This window comes from Amycolatopsis sp. NPDC001319, from assembly GCF_042896185.1.
Lineage (GTDB): Bacteria > Actinomycetota > Actinomycetes > Mycobacteriales > Pseudonocardiaceae > Amycolatopsis.
Genome location: NZ_JBIAWY010000003.1, coordinates 786,364 through 807,585 on the forward strand (window position 1 = coordinate 786,364; position 21,222 = coordinate 807,585).

At 69.3% G+C, this 21,222-nt stretch carries 25 protein-coding genes; 14 read left to right on the plus strand and 11 right to left on the minus strand.

Annotation, left to right across the window (positions count from 1 at the left end; genetic code table 11):
* Window positions 1–85 precede the first annotated feature (85 nt).
* From ACFY1H_RS14365 to ACFY1H_RS14380, 4 genes are all read left to right on the plus strand, one after another.
* Window positions 86–1,402: an ABC transporter substrate-binding protein gene (locus tag ACFY1H_RS14365; protein WP_366575222.1), complete on the plus strand. Its 1,317-nt coding sequence runs from the start codon at window positions 86–88 to the stop codon at window positions 1,400–1,402.
* Window positions 1,403–1,476: 74 nt separating this feature from the next.
* Window positions 1,477–2,388, plus strand: a complete 912-nt coding sequence (locus tag ACFY1H_RS14370) for a carbohydrate ABC transporter permease (RefSeq protein ID WP_386946894.1) — start codon at window positions 1,477–1,479, stop codon at window positions 2,386–2,388.
* On the plus strand, window positions 2,388–3,230 hold the full coding sequence (locus ACFY1H_RS14375; protein WP_366575219.1) for a carbohydrate ABC transporter permease: 843 nt from the start codon (window positions 2,388–2,390) through the stop codon (window positions 3,228–3,230). The genes ACFY1H_RS14370 and ACFY1H_RS14375 overlap by 1 nt, the downstream gene beginning before the upstream one ends.
* A 3-nt stretch (window positions 3,231–3,233) precedes the next feature.
* Window positions 3,234–4,415 carry a sn-glycerol-3-phosphate ABC transporter ATP-binding protein UgpC gene (locus ACFY1H_RS14380; RefSeq protein WP_366575217.1) on the plus strand — a complete coding sequence of 394 codons (1,182 nt, stop codon included), beginning with the start codon at window positions 3,234–3,236 and terminating at the stop codon, window positions 4,413–4,415.
* Window positions 4,416–4,470: 55 nt separating this feature from the next.
* Here ACFY1H_RS14380 and ACFY1H_RS14385 read toward each other — a convergent pair whose 3' ends face one another.
* A complete protein-coding gene (locus ACFY1H_RS14385) occupies window positions 4,471–5,385 on the minus strand; it encodes a hypothetical protein (RefSeq protein WP_386946723.1) in 915 nt (304 codons plus the stop codon).
* 226 nt (window positions 5,386–5,611) lie between these two features.
* On the opposite strand from ACFY1H_RS14385, the gene ACFY1H_RS14390 reads away from it, so the two are divergent.
* Window positions 5,612–5,806: a PspC domain-containing protein gene (locus ACFY1H_RS14390; protein WP_386946725.1), complete on the plus strand. Its 195-nt coding sequence runs from the start codon at window positions 5,612–5,614 to the stop codon at window positions 5,804–5,806.
* 86 nt (window positions 5,807–5,892) lie between these two features.
* On the opposite strand, the gene ACFY1H_RS14395 is transcribed toward ACFY1H_RS14390, so the two are convergent.
* Window positions 5,893–6,606, minus strand: a complete 714-nt coding sequence (locus tag ACFY1H_RS14395; RefSeq protein WP_366575213.1) for a TetR/AcrR family transcriptional regulator — start codon at window positions 6,604–6,606, stop codon at window positions 5,893–5,895.
* Window positions 6,607–6,727: 121 nt separating this feature from the next.
* On the opposite strand from ACFY1H_RS14395, the gene ACFY1H_RS14400 reads away from it, so the two are divergent.
* Together ACFY1H_RS14400 and ACFY1H_RS14405 are read left to right on the plus strand one after the other, a co-directional pair.
* Window positions 6,728–8,233, plus strand: a complete 1,506-nt coding sequence (locus tag ACFY1H_RS14400; protein ID WP_386946727.1) for an MFS transporter — start codon at window positions 6,728–6,730, stop codon at window positions 8,231–8,233.
* Window positions 8,234–8,336: 103 nt separating this feature from the next.
* Window positions 8,337–9,506 (plus strand): alpha/beta fold hydrolase, encoded by a 1,170-nt coding sequence (locus ACFY1H_RS14405; RefSeq protein WP_366575209.1) that lies wholly within the window; start codon window positions 8,337–8,339, stop codon window positions 9,504–9,506.
* 37 nt (window positions 9,507–9,543) lie between these two features.
* Here ACFY1H_RS14405 and ACFY1H_RS14410 read toward each other — a convergent pair whose 3' ends face one another.
* The 7 genes from ACFY1H_RS14410 to corA all read right to left on the minus strand — a co-directional run bounded on the left by ACFY1H_RS14410 (window position 9,544) and on the right by corA (window position 14,306).
* Window positions 9,544–10,104: a dihydrofolate reductase family protein gene (locus tag ACFY1H_RS14410; protein WP_366575207.1), complete on the minus strand. Its 561-nt coding sequence runs from the start codon at window positions 10,102–10,104 to the stop codon at window positions 9,544–9,546.
* 1 nt (window position 10,105) lies between these two features.
* Complete coding sequence (locus ACFY1H_RS14415; RefSeq protein WP_366575205.1) at window positions 10,106–10,597, minus strand: SRPBCC domain-containing protein; 492 nt, start codon at window positions 10,595–10,597, stop codon at window positions 10,106–10,108.
* Window positions 10,597–10,998 carry a metalloregulator ArsR/SmtB family transcription factor gene (locus ACFY1H_RS14420; RefSeq protein ID WP_366575203.1) on the minus strand — a complete coding sequence of 134 codons (402 nt, stop codon included), beginning with the start codon at window positions 10,996–10,998 and terminating at the stop codon, window positions 10,597–10,599. The genes ACFY1H_RS14415 and ACFY1H_RS14420 overlap by 1 nt, the downstream gene beginning before the upstream one ends.
* Window positions 10,999–11,108: 110 nt before the next feature.
* Window positions 11,109–11,459: a ClpX C4-type zinc finger protein gene (locus tag ACFY1H_RS14425; protein ID WP_386946730.1), complete on the minus strand. Its 351-nt coding sequence runs from the start codon at window positions 11,457–11,459 to the stop codon at window positions 11,109–11,111.
* Between the two features lie 71 nt (window positions 11,460–11,530).
* Window positions 11,531–12,373, minus strand: a complete 843-nt coding sequence (locus ACFY1H_RS14430) for a chromosome partitioning protein ParB (RefSeq protein ID WP_366575201.1) — start codon at window positions 12,371–12,373, stop codon at window positions 11,531–11,533.
* Entirely contained in the window at window positions 12,370–13,023 is a 654-nt protein-coding gene (locus ACFY1H_RS14435) for a metallophosphoesterase (protein ID WP_386946732.1), read from the minus strand. The genes ACFY1H_RS14430 and ACFY1H_RS14435 overlap by 4 nt, the downstream gene beginning before the upstream one ends.
* 194 nt (window positions 13,024–13,217) lie before the next feature.
* Entirely contained in the window at window positions 13,218–14,306 is a 1,089-nt protein-coding gene (gene corA / locus ACFY1H_RS14440) for a magnesium/cobalt transporter CorA (RefSeq protein ID WP_366575197.1), read from the minus strand.
* A 347-nt stretch (window positions 14,307–14,653) separates the two neighbouring features.
* Here corA and ACFY1H_RS14445 point away from each other — a divergent pair, with 347 nt between their 5' ends.
* Window positions 14,654–15,769, plus strand: coding sequence for a DUF2332 domain-containing protein (locus ACFY1H_RS14445; RefSeq protein WP_386946735.1), 1,116 nt, complete (start codon window positions 14,654–14,656; stop codon window positions 15,767–15,769).
* 243 nt (window positions 15,770–16,012) lie between these two features.
* Here the strand turns inward: ACFY1H_RS14445 and ACFY1H_RS14450 are convergent, their stop codons facing one another.
* Window positions 16,013–16,414, minus strand: coding sequence for an NUDIX domain-containing protein (locus ACFY1H_RS14450; protein WP_366575193.1), 402 nt, complete (start codon window positions 16,412–16,414; stop codon window positions 16,013–16,015).
* Between the two features lie 169 nt (window positions 16,415–16,583).
* Here ACFY1H_RS14450 and ACFY1H_RS14455 point away from each other — a divergent pair, with 169 nt between their 5' ends.
* From ACFY1H_RS14455 to ACFY1H_RS14470, 4 genes are read left to right on the plus strand one after another with little or no spacing between them, the layout of a single operon-like run.
* The gene (locus tag ACFY1H_RS14455; RefSeq protein WP_285970301.1) at window positions 16,584–16,748 is read left to right on the plus strand and encodes a hypothetical protein; all 165 of its coding nucleotides are present in this window, start codon (window positions 16,584–16,586) and stop codon (window positions 16,746–16,748) included.
* A 19-nt stretch (window positions 16,749–16,767) separates the two neighbouring features.
* Window positions 16,768–17,328 (plus strand): PH domain-containing protein, encoded by a 561-nt coding sequence (locus ACFY1H_RS14460; protein ID WP_220246440.1) that lies wholly within the window; start codon window positions 16,768–16,770, stop codon window positions 17,326–17,328.
* Between the two features lie 55 nt (window positions 17,329–17,383).
* On the plus strand, window positions 17,384–18,256 hold the full coding sequence (locus tag ACFY1H_RS14465) for a PHP domain-containing protein (RefSeq protein ID WP_386946738.1): 873 nt from the start codon (window positions 17,384–17,386) through the stop codon (window positions 18,254–18,256).
* 1 nt (window position 18,257) lies between these two features.
* Entirely contained in the window at window positions 18,258–18,887 is a 630-nt protein-coding gene (locus ACFY1H_RS14470; RefSeq protein WP_364059240.1) for a MarC family protein, read from the plus strand.
* Here the strand turns inward: ACFY1H_RS14470 and ACFY1H_RS14475 are convergent, their stop codons facing one another.
* Complete coding sequence (locus tag ACFY1H_RS14475) at window positions 18,888–19,328, minus strand: MarR family transcriptional regulator (protein WP_366575189.1); 441 nt, start codon at window positions 19,326–19,328, stop codon at window positions 18,888–18,890.
* Window positions 19,329–19,414: 86 nt separating this feature from the next.
* On the opposite strand from ACFY1H_RS14475, the gene ACFY1H_RS14480 reads away from it, so the two are divergent.
* Together ACFY1H_RS14480 and ACFY1H_RS14485 are read left to right on the plus strand one after the other, a co-directional pair.
* Complete coding sequence (locus ACFY1H_RS14480) at window positions 19,415–20,254, plus strand: NAD(P)H-binding protein (RefSeq protein ID WP_386946740.1); 840 nt, start codon at window positions 19,415–19,417, stop codon at window positions 20,252–20,254.
* 71 nt (window positions 20,255–20,325) lie between these two features.
* Window positions 20,326–21,186: a RecB family exonuclease gene (locus ACFY1H_RS14485; protein WP_386946742.1), complete on the plus strand. Its 861-nt coding sequence runs from the start codon at window positions 20,326–20,328 to the stop codon at window positions 21,184–21,186.
* The last annotated feature ends 36 nt before the right edge of the window (window positions 21,187–21,222 follow it).

Genomic DNA, 21,222 nt, shown 5'->3' on the forward strand with positions numbered 1-21,222 from the left:
GTGCTGGCGCGACTCGCCTCATCGCGTCGTGATGCCTGGGGGCGTCACGGTAACCGGCGTGCGCGGGTGAGGAGGCTTTTGTTCGATGGGGAAGAAGAGGCTACGGGGTCGCTCGCCCGCCCGAACGGGCGCGCTGCTGGCCGCCGGATTGATGACCACGGGTCTGCTCGCCGCGTGTGGCACGGGCGGGGGACCGATGAAGATCAACGTGTACTACGCGCCTGAGGACAATTTCCAGACCGTTGTCGACAACTGCAACAAAGCCGCGAACGGGCGCTACGAAATCGTCTACAACAAACTCCAGCGCGGTGCCGACGACCAGCGAATCCAGATGGCGCGCCGGCTCGCCGCCGGTGACACCTCGATGGACATCCTCGGGCTCGACGTGACGTGGGTGTCGGAGTTCGCCGAGGCGGGCTGGGCCGAGGAGTGGACGGGCCAGAACAAGGCCGCCGCGTCCGACGGTGTGCTGCAGGGCCCGCTCGAGACGGCCACCTACGAGGGAAAGCTCTACGCCGCACCGAAGAACACCAACGTGCAGCTGCTCTGGTACGACGACCGCATCACCCCGAACCCGCCGAAGACGTGGGACGAGATGATGCAGATGTCGCAGCAGCTCAAGCAGGAGAAGAAGCCGTACAGCATCGTCTTCACCGGTGCGCAGTACGAAGGCCTGGTCGTCATCTACAACACGCTCGTCGAATCGCTCGGCGGCCACATCCTGTCCGACGACGGCAAGTCCGTGGTGATGGACCAGGGCGCGGTCGACGCGCTGGCGCTGCTCAAGCAGGTCACGTCGTCGGGCATCACGGACCCGTCGCTGACCAACCAGAAGGAGGACGACGTCCGCCAGACGTTCCAGCGCGGCAACGCCGCGTTCGAGCTGAACTGGCCGTTCGTCTACGCCTCGTACGCGGAGGAGAAGCCGCAGGACCTGTCGCACTTCAAGTGGGCGGTCTACCCGGAGGCGAAGGCCGGCATGCCGGCGAAGACGACCATCGGTGGTTACGACCTCGCGGTGAGCACGTATTCGCAGCACAAGCCCGAGGCGTTCGAAGCCGCGTTGTGCTTGCGCAGCGCGGAGAACCAGAAGTTCTCGGCCATCAACGACGGTGTGCCGCCGACCATCGAATCGGTGTACCACAACGACGTTCCGCTCGACCCGTCGAAGCCGGCGTCGAACGACAACCCCAACATGGCCATCAAGTACCCGATGCGCGACACCATCCTCGACGCGTTGAAGACCGCCGCGGTGCGCCCGCTTTCCCCGGCGTACCAGAACGCGTCCACGGTCATGTCGAAGATCCTGTCGCCGCCTTCGGAGATCGACCCGCCCGTGACGGCGCAGCAGCTGCGGGAACAACTCAGTGACGCGCTCCAGTCGAAGGGAGTGATCCCGTGACCGTCCAGGACCCCTCAACCGGCACCGCCGACCCCGCCGAACCCACCGGCGCACCACCGGCCGCGCACGAGGCCGTGAGCCACCGCAAGGGAAAACCCGTTCTCAGCGAGGGGAAGAAGGCCGAACGACGGCTGGGCCTGTGGCTCTGCGCGCCGGCGTTCCTCGTGATGATCGCGGTGACGGGCTACCCGATCGTCTACTCGATCTGGCTTTCGCTGCAGCGCTACGACCTGAGGTTCCCGGCGCAGCAGGAGTTCATCGGGTTCGCGAACTACGGCGCCGTGCTCACCAGCTCCTACTGGTGGACGGCGTTCGGCACCACGATGTTCCTGACCGTGGTGTCGGTGGCGATCGAGTTCGCGCTCGGCATGGCGCTCGCGCTGATCATGCACCGCACGCTCGTGGGCCGCGGGCTCGTGCGCACCGTCGCCTTGATCCCGTACGGCATCGTCACGGTCGTGGCGGCGTTCTCGTGGTACTTCGCGTGGACGCCGGAGACCGGTTACCTCGCGAACGCCCTCGGTGAAGGCGCGGCGCCGCTCACCGAGCAGTGGCCGTCGCTGTTCATCATCATCCTCGCCGAGGTGTGGAAGACCACGCCGTTCATGGCGCTGCTGCTGATGGCCGGCCTCGCGCTGGTGCCGGAGGACCTGCTCAAGGCCGCGGCGATGGACGGCGCGAGCGCGTGGCAGCGGTTCACCAAGGTGATGCTGCCGGTGATGAAGCCCGCGATCCTCGTGGCGCTGCTGTTCCGCACGCTCGACGCGTTCCGCATCTTCGACAACATCTACGTGCTCACGAACGGAGCGCAGGATACGGGGTCGGTGTCGATGATGACCTACGACAACCTGGTCAAGGGTCTCAACCTCGGCATCGGGTCCACGATGGCCGTGCTGATCTTCATCACGGTGGCGATCATCGCGTTCCTCTTCATCAAGGTGTTCGGCACCGCCGCACCCGGCACGGACGACGGGGGTAAACGCTGATGGCCATCGGTGGTGCGGTCACGACCGGCCGCAAAGTGAGGTGGGGCCTCGTCGACATCCTCGTCGTGGCCTTCGCGCTGATCCCCGTGCTGTGGATCATCTCCCTGTCCTTCAAGACGAAGGACACGCTCAACGACGGCAGCTTCTGGCCCCAGCAGTGGACGCTGAAGAACTACGCCGACATCTTCCAGACGTCGGAGTTCCTGCGGGCCTTGGTGAACTCGATCGGCATCGCGGTGATCTCCACGGTGATCGCGGTGGTGCTGGGCACGATGGCGGCCTACGCCATCGCGCGCCTCGAGTTCCCCGGAAAGCAGCTGCTCGTGGGGCTTTCCCTGCTGATCGCGATGTTCCCGCAGGTCTCGCTCGTCACGCCGCTGTTCAACATCGAGCGCAACCTGGGCCTGTTCGACACGTGGATGGGGCTGATCCTGCCCTACATCACGTTCGCCCTGCCGCTTTCGATCTACACGCTCTCGGCGTTCTTCCGGGAGATCCCGTGGGAGCTCGAAAAGGCGGCGAAGATGGACGGCGCGACGCCGGCCCAGGCCTTCCGGAAGGTGATCGCGCCGCTGGCCGCGCCGGGCGTGTTCACCACGGCGATCCTGGTGTTCATCTTCTGCTGGAACGACTTCCTGTTCGCCATCTCGCTGACGTCCACCACGGCGTCGCGCACGGTGCCGGCCGCGTTGTCGTTCTTCACCGGGTCTTCGCAGTTCGAGGACCCGACGGGTCAGGTGAGTGCGGCCGCGGTCGTGATCACCATCCCGATCATCCTGTTCGTGTTGTTCTTCCAGCGTCGCATCGTGGCGGGGCTGACGTCCGGTGCGGTGAAGGGCTGAGCCATGGCTGAAATCGTCCTCGACAAAGTTTCGAAGCGTTACCCCGACGGTGCGCTCGCGGTGTCCGAAGTGGACATCACGATCGCGGACGGCGAGTTCATCATCCTCGTCGGCCCGTCCGGCTGCGGGAAGTCCACCACGCTCAACATGGTGGCCGGGCTGGAGGACATCTCGTCCGGCGAGCTGCGCATCGACGGCAAGCGCGTGAACGAGCGGGCGCCGAAGGACCGTGACATCGCGATGGTGTTCCAGTCCTACGCGCTCTACCCGCACATGAGCGTGCGCGAGAACATGGCGTTCCCGCTGCGACTGGCCAAAGTGGACGACGCGACGGTGCGCGCGAAGGTGGAGGAGGCGGCGAAGATCCTCGACCTCACCGCGCACCTGGACCGCAAGCCGTCGAACCTCTCCGGTGGCCAGCGCCAGCGCGTGGCGATGGGGCGCGCGATCGTGCGCAACCCCAAGGCGTTCCTGATGGACGAACCACTGTCCAACCTGGACGCCAAGCTGCGCGGGCAGATGCGCACGTCGGTGTCGAAGATCCAGAAGCAGCTGGGCACGACCACGCTGTACGTGACCCACGACCAGACCGAGGCCATGACGCTGGGCGACCGCGTGGTGGTGCTGCGGGCCGGGTACGTGCAGCAGATCGGCTCGCCGCAGTTCCTCTACGACAACCCGGCGAACCTGTTCGTGGCCGGCTTCATCGGCTCGCCGTCGATGAACTTCGTCCCGGCGACGCTGGAGAACGGCGAGCTGCACAGCCCGCTGGGCACCACGCCGCTCACCGACCGCGTCCGCCGCATGGCCGAGGCCGCCAACGCCCCGCGCGAGGTGATCGCCGGCATCCGGCCGGAGAACTTCGAGGACGCGTCGCTCGTCGACGCCGCCCAGCGCGGTGCGGGTTCCACGTTCACCGCGCACATCGACGTGCTGGAGTCGATGGGCTCGGAGAAGTTCGCGCACTTCACGGTGGAAGGCGAGGTAGCCACGTCGGCCGAGCTCGCCGAGCTGGCCGCCGATAGTGGTTCCGCCGACGTGCCGGGCGCCGCGTCGCTCATCGTGGCCCGGCTGTCGGCCGAGTCGCAGGCCGCGGAGAACGCGGACCTGGAGATCTGGTTCGACGCGGACAAGGTCAAGCTGTTCGACCCGAGCAACGGCCGGAACCTGACCTACCAGGACTAGGTTCCCGACCCGGAGGCCCCTTCACGCTCAGCGCGGGAAGGGGCCTTCGTCGTGCTCAGGGGATCTTCGCGAACACCAGCGCCGCGACCTGGCTCGCGGTGGGGCACGCGGCCGCGCCGCTCGAACCGCTCGTGTCCACCGCGCTCACCACCGCCTGCTCGCCGCGCCCCGGGGTGTCCGGCGACGGCTGCGTGGTCGTCAGGTGGCAGAACGCGCCGTCGGTGCTCTGGCGCGCCGTGCGGCCGCCGAGGGTTTCGGTCGCGCCGGTGGGGGCTTGTTTCTGCACGGAGAACGCGACGCTCACCGTGCCGCGGATGCAGGAGTGACCCGACAACCCGGCCGACGGCTGTGTTCCGGCGCCGGCGATCGCGTCGAGCTCGTGGACGTTGAGCAGCGCGCACGGGTCCACGCGGCCCCACGAACGGTCGGGGAACTGGTGGTGGCGCACCTTGCCGCCGCTCGCGGCGGCGAGGACCCCGCCCACCACGGCGTCGGCGTCGGAACAGCGGTCGGCCGACGCACCGGCGCCTTCGCCGTCGGTCACGGCGACGTTGAGGCGGATGCCGTCGGCGAACGTCACCACGCGCGAGCACGTCTTGTCGGGCGTGAAACCGGCCTGCTGCACGGCGACGCCGTCGGGGAGCGGGCCCGAGTACTCGTACGGCTTCACGTTCGGGTCGGCGTCGGCCGCCAGGGGGCCCACGCTCACCGTGTGCTGGCGCCCGCTGCGCACGTAATCGGTGCGGCAGTCGGTGAACGACGAGTCGGGGTCGTCGGCCGTCGCGCCGCGCAGGCGGGAGACGTCGAGCAGGCTGCAGTAGTCGAGCGTGGTGAAGTCGCCGAGCGCCGCCACGGCCGTCATCGGCGAGGGGGCTTGCGAAACGGGCGCGGGGGCGGCCGCCGAGGAACAGCCGGCGAGCAGCAGCGCGCCACCGAGCGCGACGACAATGGGTCCGAAGGGGGAGCGCACGGGGTGCAGTATCACCACGAATCGCGCGAAAAATCAGCCCTGACAGGGAAATCCCACACCGCGCGGTGGTGTTCGCGCAGGTCAGCGTCGTGAAATCGAACGCCGGTCCGAGCGCGGCGAGAAGACGGGCCCGGGCCCTTAGGGGTCCGAATCGTCCCGGGGAGCGATGTGCCCGCGGCGCGGTCCTGGTGTCCTGGAGTCACTGACCCAACGGGAGGGGACCACGATGACCGCACCTGTCACGCAGAGGCTGAGCCGCCCGCGCAACGACCGCACGATCGGCGGCGTGTGCGCCGGGCTCGCCCGCCGCTTCGGCACCACGCCGGGCAAGGTCCGCGTGCTCGCGCTGCTGTCCTGCCTGCTGCCCGGCCCGCAGTTCGTCGCGTACCTGATTCTGTGGGCCATCATGCCCAGCGAGTGACCCTGCCTTTGCGCGCCCCAATGCGGCGTTCGGTGCGTTGAGCGCACCGAACGCCGCGTTGGGGCGTTCGGTGCCGCGAGCGGGACTTACTGCTTCGGGCGAGGGATGGGCGGCGTCGCCGGGTGGGGGTGGCGGGGCTGGCGCCACGCGCACATCGCCTGGTCGATCTCATCCTGGTCGAGCCCGGGGTGCGGCAGCGCCGTCGCGCGGCCCGGCTCGGCGCGCAGGCCGTCGAGGATCAGGGCGAGGCAGCGGCGCCACAGGTGCGGCTCGACGGCGCTGGTGTACTCGATCGCCGCGCCGACCATCTGGTGGATGAGCGGCAGGTCGGTGGGCACGAGGTCCGCCCGCAGCTGGCCGGACTCCTGCGCGCGCTCCATCACCCGCGTGATGAGCGGCACCATGTGCGCCTTCACCTCGGCCACGTGCTCGTGGCCGAACGCCTTGGACAGCATGATCTCCCGCAGCCCGCGGTCCGCGGAGTGCAGCTCGACCGTGCGCCACACGAAGTCGACGAAGCCGTCCCACGGGTCTTCGGCGCCCAGCGCCTGCTCCGCGAGGTCGGCGATTTCCTGCAGCCGCTCGACGAACATCGCCTCGACCAGGTGTTCCTTGCTGGGGAATCGCCGGTAGACGGTGCCGACGCCCAGACCGGCGTGGTGTGCGACGTCGTCGAGCGTCGCCTCCAGCCCGCGCTTGCCGAAGACGGCGCGAGCGGCTTCGAGGATGCGCCTGCGGTTGAGCTCGGCGTCACGCCGCAGCGGCCGCGCCGGTGCGGCGGGAGCAGCGTCCCGTGTCATGACGCCCAGGTTACCAAAAGAAGTCGAGACACTGTCTCCGGTTTTTGTGTACCTTGGGTCGAGTAAGGGGAGGTACCTACTCCACATAGCGCTGTGATCACTATCCGTGAGGGAAATCCGCATGCCTGACTCGACGGCCACGCTCGAGCGTCCGGGGGAGGACGCGCCGAGCCACGCCCAGAACCCGCACCATTCCAGACGCTGGGCCATCCTCGTGGTGATCGGCCTGGCCCAGCTGATGGTGGTGCTCGACGCCACCGTCGTGAACATCGCGCTGCCTTCGGCGCAGGTCGACCTCGGCTTCTCCAACGACGCCCGCCAGTGGGTCGTCACCGCGTACGCGCTCGCGTTCGGCAGCCTGCTGCTGCTCGGCGGCCGGCTCGCGGACCTGTTCGGCCGCAAGAACGCGTTGCTCGTGGGCCTCGCCGGCTTCGCCGCGGTGTCCGCGATCGGCGGCGCGGCGAGCAGCATTGAGATGCTGCTCATCGCCCGCGCGGCGCAGGGGGTGTTCGGCGCGCTGCTCGCGCCGGCCGCGCTTTCCTTGCTCACCACCACGTTCACCGACCCGAAGGAACGCGGCCGCGCCTTCGGCGTGTTCGGCGCGATCGGCGGTGGCGGTGCCGCCGTCGGCCTGCTGCTCGGCGGTCTGCTCACCGAGTACCTCGACTGGCGCTGGTGCATGTTCGTGAACATCGTGTTCGCGGTCATCGCCTTCATCGGCGGCGCCCTGCTGCTGCGCCGCCAGGAGTCCGACGGCCCGCGCCCGAAGCTCGACCTGCCGGGCACGATCAGCGCGTCGGCCGGTCTGTTCGCCCTCGTCTACGGCTTCTCCAACGCCGAGCACGACTCGTGGGGCTCGGTCTCCGTGTGGGGCTTCCTCGCGGCGGGGCTGGCGCTGCTGGCGACGTTCGTCGTGCTGCAGCAGCGCGTGAAGCACCCGTTGCTGCCGATGCGCGTCCTGCTCGACCGCGACCGCGGCGGCTCGTACATCGCGATGTTCCTCATCGCCATCGGGATGTTCTCGATCTTCCTGTTCCTCACGTTCTACGTGCAGCAGAACCTGAAGTTCACGCCCATCGAGAGCGGCTTCGGCTTCCTGCCGATGGTTGCCACGCTGATGGCGGCCGCGACCACCGCGACGAGCGTGCTGCTGCCGCGCTTCGGGCCCAAACCGCTGGTGCCCACGGGCATGCTGATCGCCGCCGGCGGCCTGCTGTGGCTGAGCGCGATCGACGTCGACAGCACGTACGTCGGGGGAGTGCTGGGGCCGCTCATGGTGCTCGGTGTGGGCATCGGGCTGTCGATGGCGCCGGCGATGAGCGTCGCGACGTTCGGGGTCGAGCTGCACGACGCGGGCGTCGCGTCGGCCACGGTCAACACGATGCAGCAGGTCGGCGGCTCGATCGGCACCGCGCTGCTGAGCACCCTCGCGGGCAACGCGGCGACGTCCTTCCTGGCCGGGCGCACGCCCACCCCCCAGCTCGCCGCGGCGGCCGCCGTGCACAGCTACACCACGGCGTTCACCTGGGCCGCGGTCATCTTCGCGGCCGGCGCCGTGATCACCGGCCTGCTGCTGCGCCCAGGCGCGCCTCGCGGCGCGGCCGTGGTGCCGGCGGTTCACGTGTGATCACTGATCGGGGGTGAACGGTCCCTTCCCGGCTCGGCCGGGGAGGGACCGTTCGTTTTTCAATGCCGGTAACCCGTGTCGTGGCGTGCCCGACTGACCGGGCATGACGGATCCGGCGAAGGTGTTCTTCAGTGATCCCGGCTACGACGGCCAGTTCACGCGCACGCTCAACGCCGCGGTGGTGCACGCGGCCGACCTCGGCGAGGCGTTCGCGACGGCGCGCGGCGTCGGCAAGCTTTCCGGCGGCGGCTGGTACGACGCGTGGTCGGCCCCGGCGGATCGGGCCCGGGTGGCGGCGGACTCGGCGCTGGCGGCGGGTGACCGCGTGAGCGCGCGGCACGCGTTCCTGCGCGCGAGCGAGTACTTCCGCCAGGCGTACTTCTTCATCCGGTCCGATGTGGACGATCCGCGGCTGCAAACGGCCTACCGTGGTCACGTCGAGGCGTTCGCCGACGCCGTGAAGCTCCTCGAACACCCCGCCGAGGCGGTGCGGATCCCGTACGAGGACACGACTCTGCACGGCTACTTCTTCGCGCCGCACGCCTCCGATACACCGCGGCCCACCGTCGTGCTGCCGTGCGGATACGACTCCACGGCCGAGTCCGGCTGGCTCGACGTGCCCGCCGCCGTCGACCGCGGTTACAACGTGCTCGTCTTCGACGGCCCCGGGCAAGGCGAGACGCTCTACGTCCAGCACCGGTACCTGCGCCACGACTTCGAACACGTGCTCACCCCCGTCCTCGACTGGCTGCTCGACCGGCCCGAGGCCGACCCGGCGAAGGTGGTGCTCGTGGGCCGGTCGTTCGCCGGCTACCTGGCCCCGCGCGCCGCGACCGCCGAGCACCGGATCGCCGCTCTCGTGTGCGACCCGGCGCAGCCGGACCTGGGCGCGCGGGTGCCGTCCGGTGCCGCGGCGCTGGCGGCCGCACCCGTGGTGCGCGTGCAGATGCGCCGCAACGCCGACCGCGCGGAGTTCTTCCGCGCCCGGATGGCGGCGCACGGCCTCGACTCCGTCCGCGAGTACTTCGCCGAGCTGCGCCGCTTCACGATGCTGGCCGACGCGGCGAACATCACCTGCCCGGCCCTGCTCGTGGAGTCGGAACACGACTTCACGGCCGGCGGCGGACCGCAGCTGCGCGACGCGTTGACCACAAATGCCCAGGTCGTGCAGCTCACCGCGGCCGAAGGCGCCGACGGCCACTGCGCCGGCCTCGGCCAGCAGGTGTGGACGGGCACCGTCTACCCGTGGCTGCGAAAGACGCTGGCCGCTTGATCGAGCCATTGGACGGGTCCGGCCATGTCCTGGAGGCTCAGGTCGCGACGCGATACCGGAGATGCACGACGCCGTTGTCGAATCGGCGCTCATCGAGGAGTTCCAGATCGGCGCGAACGTCACTGGGCATCGCCGGCTTTCCGCCGCCGATGATGCTGGGCCAGACGAACAGCCGGCACTCGTCGACCAACCCGGCCGTGAACGCCTGCGCCGCCAGGTGTGCGCCCCCCACGGTGAGATCGCTGGTGGCTGAGGCCTTCATCGCGCGCACCGAATCAGCATCGAAGCGTTTTTCGAGCCGGGTCTTGGCGGTTGACGCCGCGGCCAGTGTCGTGGAGTAGACGACTTTGTCCGCCGCTTGCCAGGCGGTCGCGAAGTCGGCGGTGAGGCCGGACTGCGCGGCGAGGGCGGCGTCGGTTTCCCAAGGGGCCATCGTTTCGTACAGCCGGCGTCCATAGAGGAACGTGCCCACGGCACGGATGAGGTCGGTGGTGGCCGCGAACACGTCGTCGTTGTGCGGGTACAGGTTGAAGGCGCCGTGTTTGTCCTCGATGTACCCGTCGAGAGACATGTTCGTCACGTAGATCAGCTTGGCCATGTCACAACACCTCGACGCTCGACGGCGAGGTGCGGGTACCGATCAGAGCGGCGTCCAGCTTGGTCAACGCTTCGCGCCAACCCTGCTCGGCATTGCCGGTCTGGTGCCGGGGGAGCCACTGGCGGATCTCGAGTCGCGTCCGCCCGTCGGCCTCGTCGGAGAACTCGACCCGGAGTCTCGTCTCGAACGGCTCGATGCCGTCCGGGAGCTGACCGGTGACGTGCATGCGGCCGTCGAGGAGCTCGCCGTCGGTGACGTCTGTGAGCTCGACGTAGACGTGGACCCGAATGCCGGGATCGGCTGGGGAGACCTCCGTCCATCGCTGGTGGCCGCCCGGGCGCACGTCGAAGTCGATCTCCTTGCGCGGCAACGAATTGCCGATCGGGCCCCACCAGGCCACGAAGTGGTCCGGCTCGGTGAAGGCTCGGTAGACGAGCTCCCGCGGCGCGTCGAGCACGCGCGAGATGTCGATCTGCGGGGGTTCTGCCTGCATCAGGGCTCCTTGTGGTCCGAGGCCGTGTCGGTGGGCGTTGTGGGGTCGCCCTCCGTCGAGTCCGTTGCGCGTTCAGCGGCCTGCACGGCGGCGAGGTGCGCGTCGAGGCGGGTGAGCGACGTGTCCCAGAACTTCCGGTAGCGCTCGATCCAGTCGGCCGCCTCGCGCAGCGGGGCAGCTTCGAGGTGGCTCGCGCGCCACTTGCCGGAACGCGTCCGCGAGATGAGCGTGGCGCGTTCGAGCACCTTCAGATGTCGCGATACCGCCGGCATCGAGATGGCGAGAGGCGCGGTGAGCTCGGTGACCGTGGCATCGCGCTCGGCCAGTTCGGCGAGGATCGCCCGCCGAGTCGGGTCCGCGAGTGCCGAGAAGACGGCGCTGAGCTGATCGGTGCCGGCCACTCCCGCCTCCCATACATTTAACCAACACGTTAAACGTATGGGAGGGGAGCGAGGTCCGTCAAGGCAGCTGCGTGCGCCGATGGGCCTGAGGCCGACGATCGACCCATGGCTCACTTGTCGGCTGAGAACCGTTCCCACGCCGACTGCCGCGTCACGCCCAGTGCTTCACCGATGCGCGCCCAGGCGACGCCGCGCGAACGCAGCAGATCCACCTGCGCCTGGATGCGTGCGTCGGCCTGGGCGCTCACCATGGCCATGCGCGGGATGCTCTGCAGGATCTCGTCGTCGGACTTCCGTTCCCACAGCGTGACTTCCGGTGTGGCCGGCTCGTGCTGCCCGGCGAGGATCTCGCCGCACAGGCCCACGCAGCCGTCGCAGATGTACACACCGGAGCCGGAGATGAGTTTGCCGACCTCGTTGGCGGGCTTGAGGCAGAAGGAGCAGTAGCTGTCGTCGGTCATCGCGGGACCTCCCCAGGAGCGTGTCAGGACTGCCCTGACGCTAGCGACGTCAGGGCGATCCTGACAAGAGCTCAGTGGCGACGCGAGCGCAGTGCCTCGATCACGTCGTCGTCCCAGCGGTGGGTGCGGATGAGCCGGTACCGCTCGGCGGCGACCCACAGGTAGGCCTCGGCGTCGGTGCGGTCGCCGACCAGGTCGGCCTGGCGCAGCATGCCGGTGACGGGCGTGAACTCCTCGTCGAACCAGCGCTGCGCGAGCTTGGCGCGGTCGGTGAAGCGGCCCTCGTCCTGCATGAGCCGGAAGCCCCAGGCTTCCACGTGCTCGCCGAGCTGCGCGTAGTCCCACGGGTCCGACATGATCACCGACGCCCGCGCGTGGCCGGTCAGCGGCACGCGTTCGAGGAACAGCCGCCGGTAGTCCTTCACGATCAGGTCGCCGCGGTAGCGGATGCCGGTGGGGTTGAGCTTCGTGCGCACCACCGTGACCTGGGCCTCTATTGTGGACACACCCTGCGCGTGGGCGACGGACACGCGATGGTGGCCGTCGATGATGAAGTGCAGCTCGCCCACGCGATACACCTCGATCGGCGGGATCGCCTCCCCGCGGCGGGCTGCGAGCGCGAGCCGTTCCCAGCGTTCGCGCACGCGCCCGGACGTCGGGCGGAAGCGGCGGTCGAAGTCGCGGCTGCGGTCCACCGTGCCCACGATCGAATCCAAAGTGATCACTCGCAGCCCGATGCGCGACTCGCCCGCGTAACCCAGCGCGTCGACGACTTCGTGGAACGGCAGCATGATGTTCACGTCGTCGGGCTCGCGGCGCAGCCAGGTGGACAGTCGCGAAAGGACCTGGCCGCGACGGGCACGCAGGAAGTCGTGTTCGGCGTCGGCGCGAGGGAAACCCGTGGGTCTGGTCATCGCGGGAACTCCATGATCCGGTGGCCCACCACGTTGCGCACGCGGGTGGTGCCGACCACGCGGTCGGGCACCGGTTCGCCGTGCGGGTGGATGTGGCCGTGCAGCAGCCAGCTCGGCCGCAGCGTGGCGATCGTGCGGTGCAGGCAGGCGAAACCGCGGTGTGGTGAGTCTTCGCGGTCCCCGAGGTGCAGCGGAGGGGAGTGGGTGAGCACCACGTCGACCTCGCGCCCGTCACGGCGGCGCCGCCACTTCGCGCGCCGCTCCAGCCCGCGGGCCCGGCGCGACTGCTGGCGCTGCGTCCACTGGTTCGGGCCGTCGTTGTAGCGGATCGAGCCGCCGAGCCCGGCGAACCGGAGGCCGGCGACGTCGACCACGCGTCCGTCGGCGTTGATCCCGCCCGCGGGGCCGGGCCACTCGGTCGGGAAACCGTCCTTCATGGACAGTCCGCCGTACCGGGTGTAGCCGCTCAGGTCGGGATCGTGGTTGCCCGGCACGAACACGCACGGCACGTCGAGCGCGCCGGCGAGGAATTCGAGGTAGTCGTAGGGCAGGTCACCGGCGGCGACGACGAGGTCGACGTCGAGCGAGCGGACCGCACCGGTCCACAACCGCTCGTCGACCTCGTCGGCCACCACCAGTGCCTTGGGCATGCGCCCAGGGTAAGGCCTGGTGGCGTCACTTCATGCCGTGCGAGAACCCCGGGTTGAGGCTGATCACGGTGACGATGCCGAGGATCCAGACGATCCCGAGGGCCAGGGCCCAGAACTTGAGGTTGGTCAGCAAACGAGGCATGGGGGTGCTCCTGTAGCGCTACCGGGTGAAGGAACGGGGACCGCGTGGCGGCCTAGAGCCAGCCGTTCTTCCGGAATATTCGGTACAGGAGCAAGCAGATCGCGAAGATCACCGTGACCGCGATCGGGTAGCCGAACTTCCAGTGCAGCTCGGGCATGTAGTCGAAGTTCATGCCGTAGATCCCCGCGCCCATCGTGGGCACGGTGATGATCGCCGCCCACGCGGTGATCTTGCGCATGTCGGTGTTCTGCTGCAGCGAGATCTTCGCGACGGTGGCGTCGACCAGGGTGCTCAGCAGCTCGTCGAACGCGGCCACGCGCTCGGACACCGTCACGAGGTGGTCAGCGACGTCGCGGAAGTACGAACGCACCTCGTCGGGCACCAGCCGCGTGTAGCCCTCGGCCAGACGCGAGACGGGCGTGGCGAGCGGCAGCACGGCGCGGCGCAGCTCCAGCACTTCCCGCTTCATCAGGTAGATCTGCTCGGCGCTCACCAGTGAACGCGGCGCGAAGACCTGCGCCTCGATCTCGTCGATGTCGGACTCGATGCGGCTGGAGACCTCGAGGTAGTGGTCGACCACGTGGTCGGCGATGGCGTGGACCACCGCGGCCGGGCCGAGGCTCAGGCGCTCGTGGTCGTCGTCCATGTCGCGGCGCAGCCGGGCGAGACCGGAGTGGTTGCCGTGGCGCACGGTGATCACGAAGTCGCGGCCGAGGAACACCATGAGCTCGCCGGTCTCGACGATCTCGTTGGCCGTGGTCGGCGACTCGTGCTCCACGTAGCGGACGGTCTTGAGCACCAGGAAGAGCGTGTCGTCGTAGCGCTCGAGCTTCGGGCGCTGGTGGGCTTCGAGCGCGTCTTCGACGGCCAGCTCGTGGAGCCCGAACGTGTCGGCGATGCCCTGGATCTGCTCTCCGTCCGGTTCGTGCAGTCCGATCCAGACGAACCCCGCGTGCCGCTTGCGCACCTCTTTGATGGCCTCGGAATGCGTCCAGCGGCCGGGCAACCGAGCGCCGTCGACGTACACCGCGCAGTCGACGACGTACGCCGACAAGGGCACGGGGATGGGCCGCTCGAGCATCGGCTTGGTGCGGCTGCCGCCGCGGCCGCGAAGGCCTCCGAGGGAGGGGATGGCAGGCATGGGATCTCCTGGGCTGGCGTCGTGGTGGAACCCGAAGACGACGGCCAGGCGGACTTCAGCGTCCGTCCGGCATCACCGGCGTTCCCTGTTCGCCGGACCTACCAGGAGAAAAATCGGCCGGCCGGCTGGGCGGGAACGCTGGGACTACTAGGGAGCGGACTATCGCCACTACTCATGGGGCGTTCCTCACCTCCTTCGGGCCGGCGCGATCGTGAGACGCGGAGAGTGGTGGGGCTCGCGTTGACGCACGAACACCAATGGTTGAGGGTACTCCTCACCACCGGTGAGTGTCGCAAGTGGCTCAGGCGGCGTTACCCCGGTACGGAGCTGTTCGAGGAGGAGCGCGGGTGGCCATCGCCCTGGAAGAGATCAAGCGGCGGTTGCGAACGTTCGCCGAGGTCGAGGCGCGCGGCGTTTCGCCGCTGTACGACCACCTCGCCACGCAGGCGGCCGAGGACGACGACGTCGCCGGCCTGCTCACCGACGCCCGCGGCGGCGAGGCTCGCGGCACCCTGCTGCTGGCCGCCGCCCACCGCCTCATCCAGGCCGACCCGATCCACCCGCTGTCGCGCTACTACCCGTCACTGGGCGGGTTCGACGGCGTGGACAACGAGACGTGGCCGCTGTTCCGCACCTTCCTGCTGGAGCGCGCGGACAAGGCCCGCGAACTGATTTCGACGCGCTACACCCAGACCAACGAGGTCCGCCGCGCGTCGCTCGTCTACCCCGCGGTCGCGGCGGCGGCCAAGGAAGCGGGCGGCAAGATCGCCCTGCTCGAGGTCGGCTGCAGCGCGGGCCTGCTGCTCGGCCTCGACCGCTTCTCCTACCGCTACCAGTGCGACGGCGGCGAACAGCTCGTCGCCGGCCCCGCCAAGGCCGCCGTCGGCCTGCACTGCGCACTGGACCTCGCGCCCGGCGCCGTGCTGCCGAAGCTGCCGAAGAAGATCGCCGTCGCCGCGCGCGCCGGTCTGGACCGCGCCCCGGTCGACCTCGCCGACGAGGAAGAGCTGGCCTGGCTGGAGGCCTGCGTCTGGGCCGACCAGCCGGACCGCATCCGCCTGCTGCGCACGGCGGCCGCGGAACAGCGCAAGCACGTGCCGCCCCTGATCGCCGGCGACGGCGTGGACGACCTGGCCGCGGCCGCGGCGACGCTGCCGGCCGAGCTGCCCTTGGTGGTCCTGACCAGCCACGCGCTGGCCTATTTCGGTGACCGCCGGGCCGACTTCGTGGCCGAGCTGGCCGCGCTCGCGGCCACGCGCCCCCTGTGGTGGGTCACGCAGGGCTTCTACGAAGCGGGCCTCAAGCTGCTGCTGCCCGACCGCACCGACCTGGACGCCCTGGCACCGGACCCGTCGGACGCCGGCGTACTCGGCCTGGTCACGTGGTCGGACGGGAAGCCGGTCGTCCGCACGTTGGCCCGGACGTCGCCGCACGGCCAGCGCATGACCTGGCTGCCGGCCTGACCGCCGGCGCAGGTGCACCGGCTGCACGCTGTGTCACCTGTGTCACATTCACCCCATCAGTCACACCCGTGGACCGTGCGCGCTTGCGTCTTCATATGCACGGGCATTGATACGGAATTGCTCAACTCCGCATTTCCCGTGCTCATCCGGCGGTCTGTGCGGAGATAACACCATTCACCGGCGTGCGAAAACCACGAACATTCGCGCAAGCAATCGCCGTGTCGCGCAATTACACCGATGGAATCAGGCTCGCGGCAACGCACCCCAGTCACGCAGCGTGATGAAAAGCAAGTCCACGAGCCGGCCCGACGTGTCCAAATCCACCAGTTCGGCCGAGTCGACCCAGCGGGCATCGTCGGCGTCGTCGCCGGCGGTGAGGGTTCCGGCCGTGACGACGCACTCGTAGTCCCGGATGTCGTAGGGGCCCCGGGCGACCATGCCCACGAATGTGTGCGGGCTCACGTCGAGTCCGGTCTCTTCGCGCAGCTCGCGGACGACGGCTTCGGCGTCCGTTTCGCCCTGTTCCACGCGGCCGCCGGGCAGTGACCAGAGGCCTTTGCCCGGATCGTGGCCACGCTGGATGAGCAGCAGTCTGCCCTGGTCGTCGAACACGATGCCGCCCACGCAGGGCACTCGGGTGTCCATGGGTGTCAACCATAGATTCGTCACGCTGTACACGGAGAGTAGCCATACGGTACACTTCGGACGGCCTGCTGACCCATGCGCGGGACTTTCCTGCCGCGTGGGTGGTTGGTGCGGTACAACGTAGAAAGTCAGTTTTCCGGTGCCACGTTTAGAGACGGGATTGATCGCTGTGAACGCGAAGAAGCTTGCGGGTCTCGTGGGTATCGCGTTGGTGCTGTTCTTCGTGATCGCTCAGCCGAACCAGGCGGCAGGTCTCGTCGGCAACATCGTCGACTTCCTCCGTAGCTCGGCCGAATCGGTGGTCTCGTTCGTCAGCAACGTCTTCAACGGCTGACGGGGGATAACCTCGAGACATGTTCGCGCCACGCGACCCCGACGAGTACCTGCTCGACACCGAGCGGCGGGTCATCCGCATCCGCCGCCACTGGGCAGTGCTGCTCTGGGACACGTTCGAGGCGGCGGCCCTGCTCGCCGTCTGCGTGCTGGTCTCGTACCTGCTGCCACCGTCGTTGTGGGTGGTGCAGAACATCCTCTGGTACGTCGCGCTGCTGGTCGTGCTGCGGTTCGCCTACGCGGTGGTCCAGTGGTGGGTGGAGCGCCTCGTCGTCACGGACAAGCGGTTCGTGCTGACCAAGGGCGTCATCACCACGAAGGTGCTGATGATGCCCATCACGAAGGTCACCGACCTCACCTACGAGCGGCCCGGCTGGGGCCGGGTGCTCGGGTACGGGACGATGGTCGTCGAGTCCGCCGGTCAGATCCAGGCGCTGAACCGCATCGACTACCTGCCGCGGCCCGAGGAGTTCTACGACACGATCTCGGAGCTCGTGTTCGGCGACAAGCAGAAGCAAGCTGAGCGCTTCTCCATGATCAAGGCGCAGCGTGCCGCGAGGGGCAAGAAGCCCGTCGGCTGACCTGCGGGCGTTGTCCCAGGTACCGGCGTCGCTGTGACGCAGCGCATCGTCGAGAATGGTCACGATGCGCATCGACCTGCACGCCCACTCCACGGCCTCAGACGGCACCGACAGCCCTTCCGGGCTCGTCGAAACTGCCGTCCGGGTCGGCCTCGACGTGGTCGCGATCACCGACCACGACACGACCGCCGGCTGGGCGCCGGCGGCGGAGGCCGTCCCGCCCGGGCTGACTCTCGTTCCCGGCGCCGAGCTGTCCACCGTGTCCGTCGACCCGGAGACGGGCTGGCGGATCAGCGTGCACCTGCTCGCGTACCTCTTCGACCCGACCGCGCCCGCGCTCGTCGCCGAGCAGACGCGCCTGCGGGCCGAACGCCGCACGCGGCTGCGCGCGATGGCGGACCGCATGGCCGCCGACGGGCTCCCGATCGACGCCGACGAGATCATGGGCCTGCTGCCCGCCGACTCGCCGGCGGGTCGCCCGCACCTCGCGCAGGCGCTCGTGCGCGCCGGGCTGGTGTCGAGCGTCGACGAGGCCTTCGCGGAGTACCTCGGCAGCCGCCGCGGTTACTACGTGCCGCGCCACGACACCCCCGTCGAGGAGGCGATCGACATGATCGTCGCCGCGGGCGGCGTCACGGTGATCGCGCACCCGTTCGCGTACAGCCGCGGCGCGACGATCAGCGAGGACACCCTGCGTGATCTGGCCCGTCGCGGCCTGACCGGCGTCGAGGTCGACCACCCCAACCACGAGCCGGCCACGCGCGTCCGCACGCGTGAACTCGCCGACGAGCTGGGGCTCATCCGCACCGGGTCGAGCGACTACCACGGCACGAACAAGACGATCGGCCTCGGCCAGGAGACGACCGACCCCGGTCAGTTCGAGCAGCTCGTCGCGCGCGCCACCGGGTCGCAGATCGTGAAGGGCTGAGATGGGCGTCGCGCAGTTCTTCGACGCGAAGCTGTTCATCAGCGCCACCATCACGCTCATCGTGATCATGGACCCGCCGGGCACCGTGCCGGTGTTCCTGAGCCTGGTCGGCCGCAAGCCGATGGCCACGCGCGTGAAGGCGGCGCGCCAGGCCGTGCTGGTGTCGCTGCTGGTCATCACGCTGTTCGCGGTGGCCGGGCAGGCGATCCTCGCGTACCTCGGCATCGGGATCCCCGCGCTGCAGGGCGCCGGCGGCCTGCTGCTCCTGCTCATCGCGCTGCAGCTGCTCACGGGCAAGGGCGGCACCGAACCCGAGGCGGCCGACGACGTCAACGTCGCCCTCGTGCCCCTCGGCACGCCGCTGCTCGCCGGCCCGGGCGCCATCGCGGCGACGATCGTGTTCGTGCGCCAGGCCGACGGTCACCTCGGCGCGTACATCGCGCTGGGCTGCGCGATCGTCGCCGTGCACTTCGTGATCTACACGTGCATGCGCTTCTCGGGTGTGGTCATCCGGCTGATCAAGGAAAGCGGCATCACGCTCGTCGCGAAGATCGCGGGTCTGCTGCTGGCGGCGATCGCCGTGGAGCTGGTGGCGAACTCGGTGAAGGGCTTCATCGCCGGGAACTTCTGATCAGCGGAGCTTCCTGGGCTCCGTCAGCAGTTCACTCGCCGAAGTGTGCACCTGGGCCAGGAGGCCCAGAAGTCGGTCTCGCTCGGGTTCGGTGAGGTTCGCCGTGAGCTTGGCTTCCAGCTCGCGCCGCTCGGCCTCCACCGGCTCCTGGAGTGCGCGCCCGGCGTCGGTGAGCCACAGTCGGACGAGGCGGTTGTCCTTGTCGTCGCGGCGGCGCGTGAGCAGGCCTGCGGCGGTCATGCGGGTGGCCATCTTGACCACGGTGGGCGTGGTGACGTGCACCTGGGCGGCGATCTCGCCGGGGGTGGCTCCGTCGGTGGCCCAGAGCGCGGCGAGGAGCACGTTCTGGCCCTCGTGCAGGCCGTGGTCGCGCATCGCCGAATCGGAGAGCGCGCGGACCGCCTTGTGCGTCTTGCTGAACAGGTCGAGGAACTCGGGCACCACGCCTCCCCAATCGATTGACGGCTAATCATTTCCCGGCTAACGTTTTCTTGAAGTCAATAGACGGCAAACGATCTGGGGAGTTCATGCTACTGGTCATCGGAGCCACCGGGAACATCGGCCGTGATCTCGTCCGCGAGCTGGCGGACGTGGGTGCGGACGTCCGCGTGCTGACCCGCGATCCCGCCCGCGCGGCGGACCTGCCCGCGCAGGTCGTTGTCGGCGATGTGGAGGAGCCGTCGACGCTGCCGGCGGCGTTCGCGGGGGTGGAGCGGTTTTTCCTGCTGACACCGGGGCTGGGCACCACCGGCGTGGCCAACGCCGTTGTGGCGGCACGCGAAGCCGGCGTGCGTCACGTCGTGCACCTGTCGTCCAGCAACGTGCTCGGCGACCCGATGCCGATGATGGGCCGCTGGCACCACGAGCGCGAGGAGCTCGTGCGGGCGTCGGGAATCCCGTTCACGATCCTGCGGCCGGGCGGTTTCATGCTGAATGCGTTGGAGTGGCGAGAATCCGTGCGGGCCGGGTACGTGCTGGACGCCCTCGGACCCGGCCGGCAGGCGCCGATCGACACCGCCGACATCGCGGCCGTCGCGGCGTTGGTGCTGACGTCGGACGGGCACGAGGGCGCGGAGTACGTGCTGGACGGAGGCGAACTGCTGACGGTCGCGGACCAGGTGGCGATCCTGTCCGCCGTGTTGGGGCGGGAGATCGAGGTGCGGGAGCCGAGCTCGCCCGACGAGATCGTGCGGTCGCGCTTCCCGGCGGGGGCGCCGCCGGCACTCGCCGAGGCCTTGCTGGAGACCGCCGCGCTGATGCGCGCCGACGTCGAAGGTTCGCGCACCGACACGGTTTCGCGGCTGCTGGGGCGTGAGCCGCGGACGTTCGCCGCGTGGTGTGAGCGCAATGCGGCGGCGTTCGGTTGAGAGGCCGCCCCCGCGCCGGAAAGTGTCGGTGGTGGTGCGTAGCGTGGGCGCCGGAACCGAACGGGGGTCGAGTGAAGGAACAGCTGGGGTTCGATTTCGGCGTCGAGCAGCCGCAGCGGCTCACGAAGGTGTCGCCGGCGCGGTTGAGCACGTTCGAGGACTGCCCGCGCCGCTACCGCCTGAGCTACCTGGAGCGCCCCACGCCGCAACGCACCGGCCCGTGGGCGCACAGCACGCTGGGTGCGGTGGTGCACAACGCGTTGCGGGCGTTGTTCGACCTGCCCGTCGCCAAGCGCACGGCGCAGCGCGCGATGGCGCTGGTCGGCGAGTACTGGAAAGACGCGGGGTTCGAGGACGCCGAGCAGGCCGCGCGTTACCGGGCGCGGGCCAAGGGCTGGGTCGGGGAGTACGTGGAGGACCACGACGTCACCGAGGATCCGATCGGCCTCGAGCGCTGGGTGTCCGCGCCGGTGAGCACCACTGGCGGACGGCCCACGATGATCATCGAGGGCCGCGCCGACCGCATCGACCAGCGCGGCGGCGAGCTGGTGATCGTGGACTACAAGACCGGTCGCCGCGCTCCCGACGAGTACGAGGCCCGCGCTTCGCAGGCGTTGGCCATGTACGCGGTGGCTTCGTCGCGCACGCTTCGCTTGCCCTGCACCAAAGTCGAGCTCCACCACCTGCCCACCGGCACGATCGCCGCGGCCGAACACACGCCCGAGTCGCTGAACCGCCACCTCCAACGCGCCGAAGAAACCGCGGGCGACTTGCGGTTGGCCACCGATACCCTCGACGCAGGCGCCGACGGCGACGCCCTCTTCCCCGCCCGCCCCGACCGCCGCTGCTCCTGGTGCGACTTCCGCCCGAGCTGCGCGGAAGGCCAGCAGGCGGGCCCCGCGTCCCAGCCCTGGGACCTCCTGGCGCCCTGACCACCCTCCCTCCGAGTCGATGATTGGACGGACCCC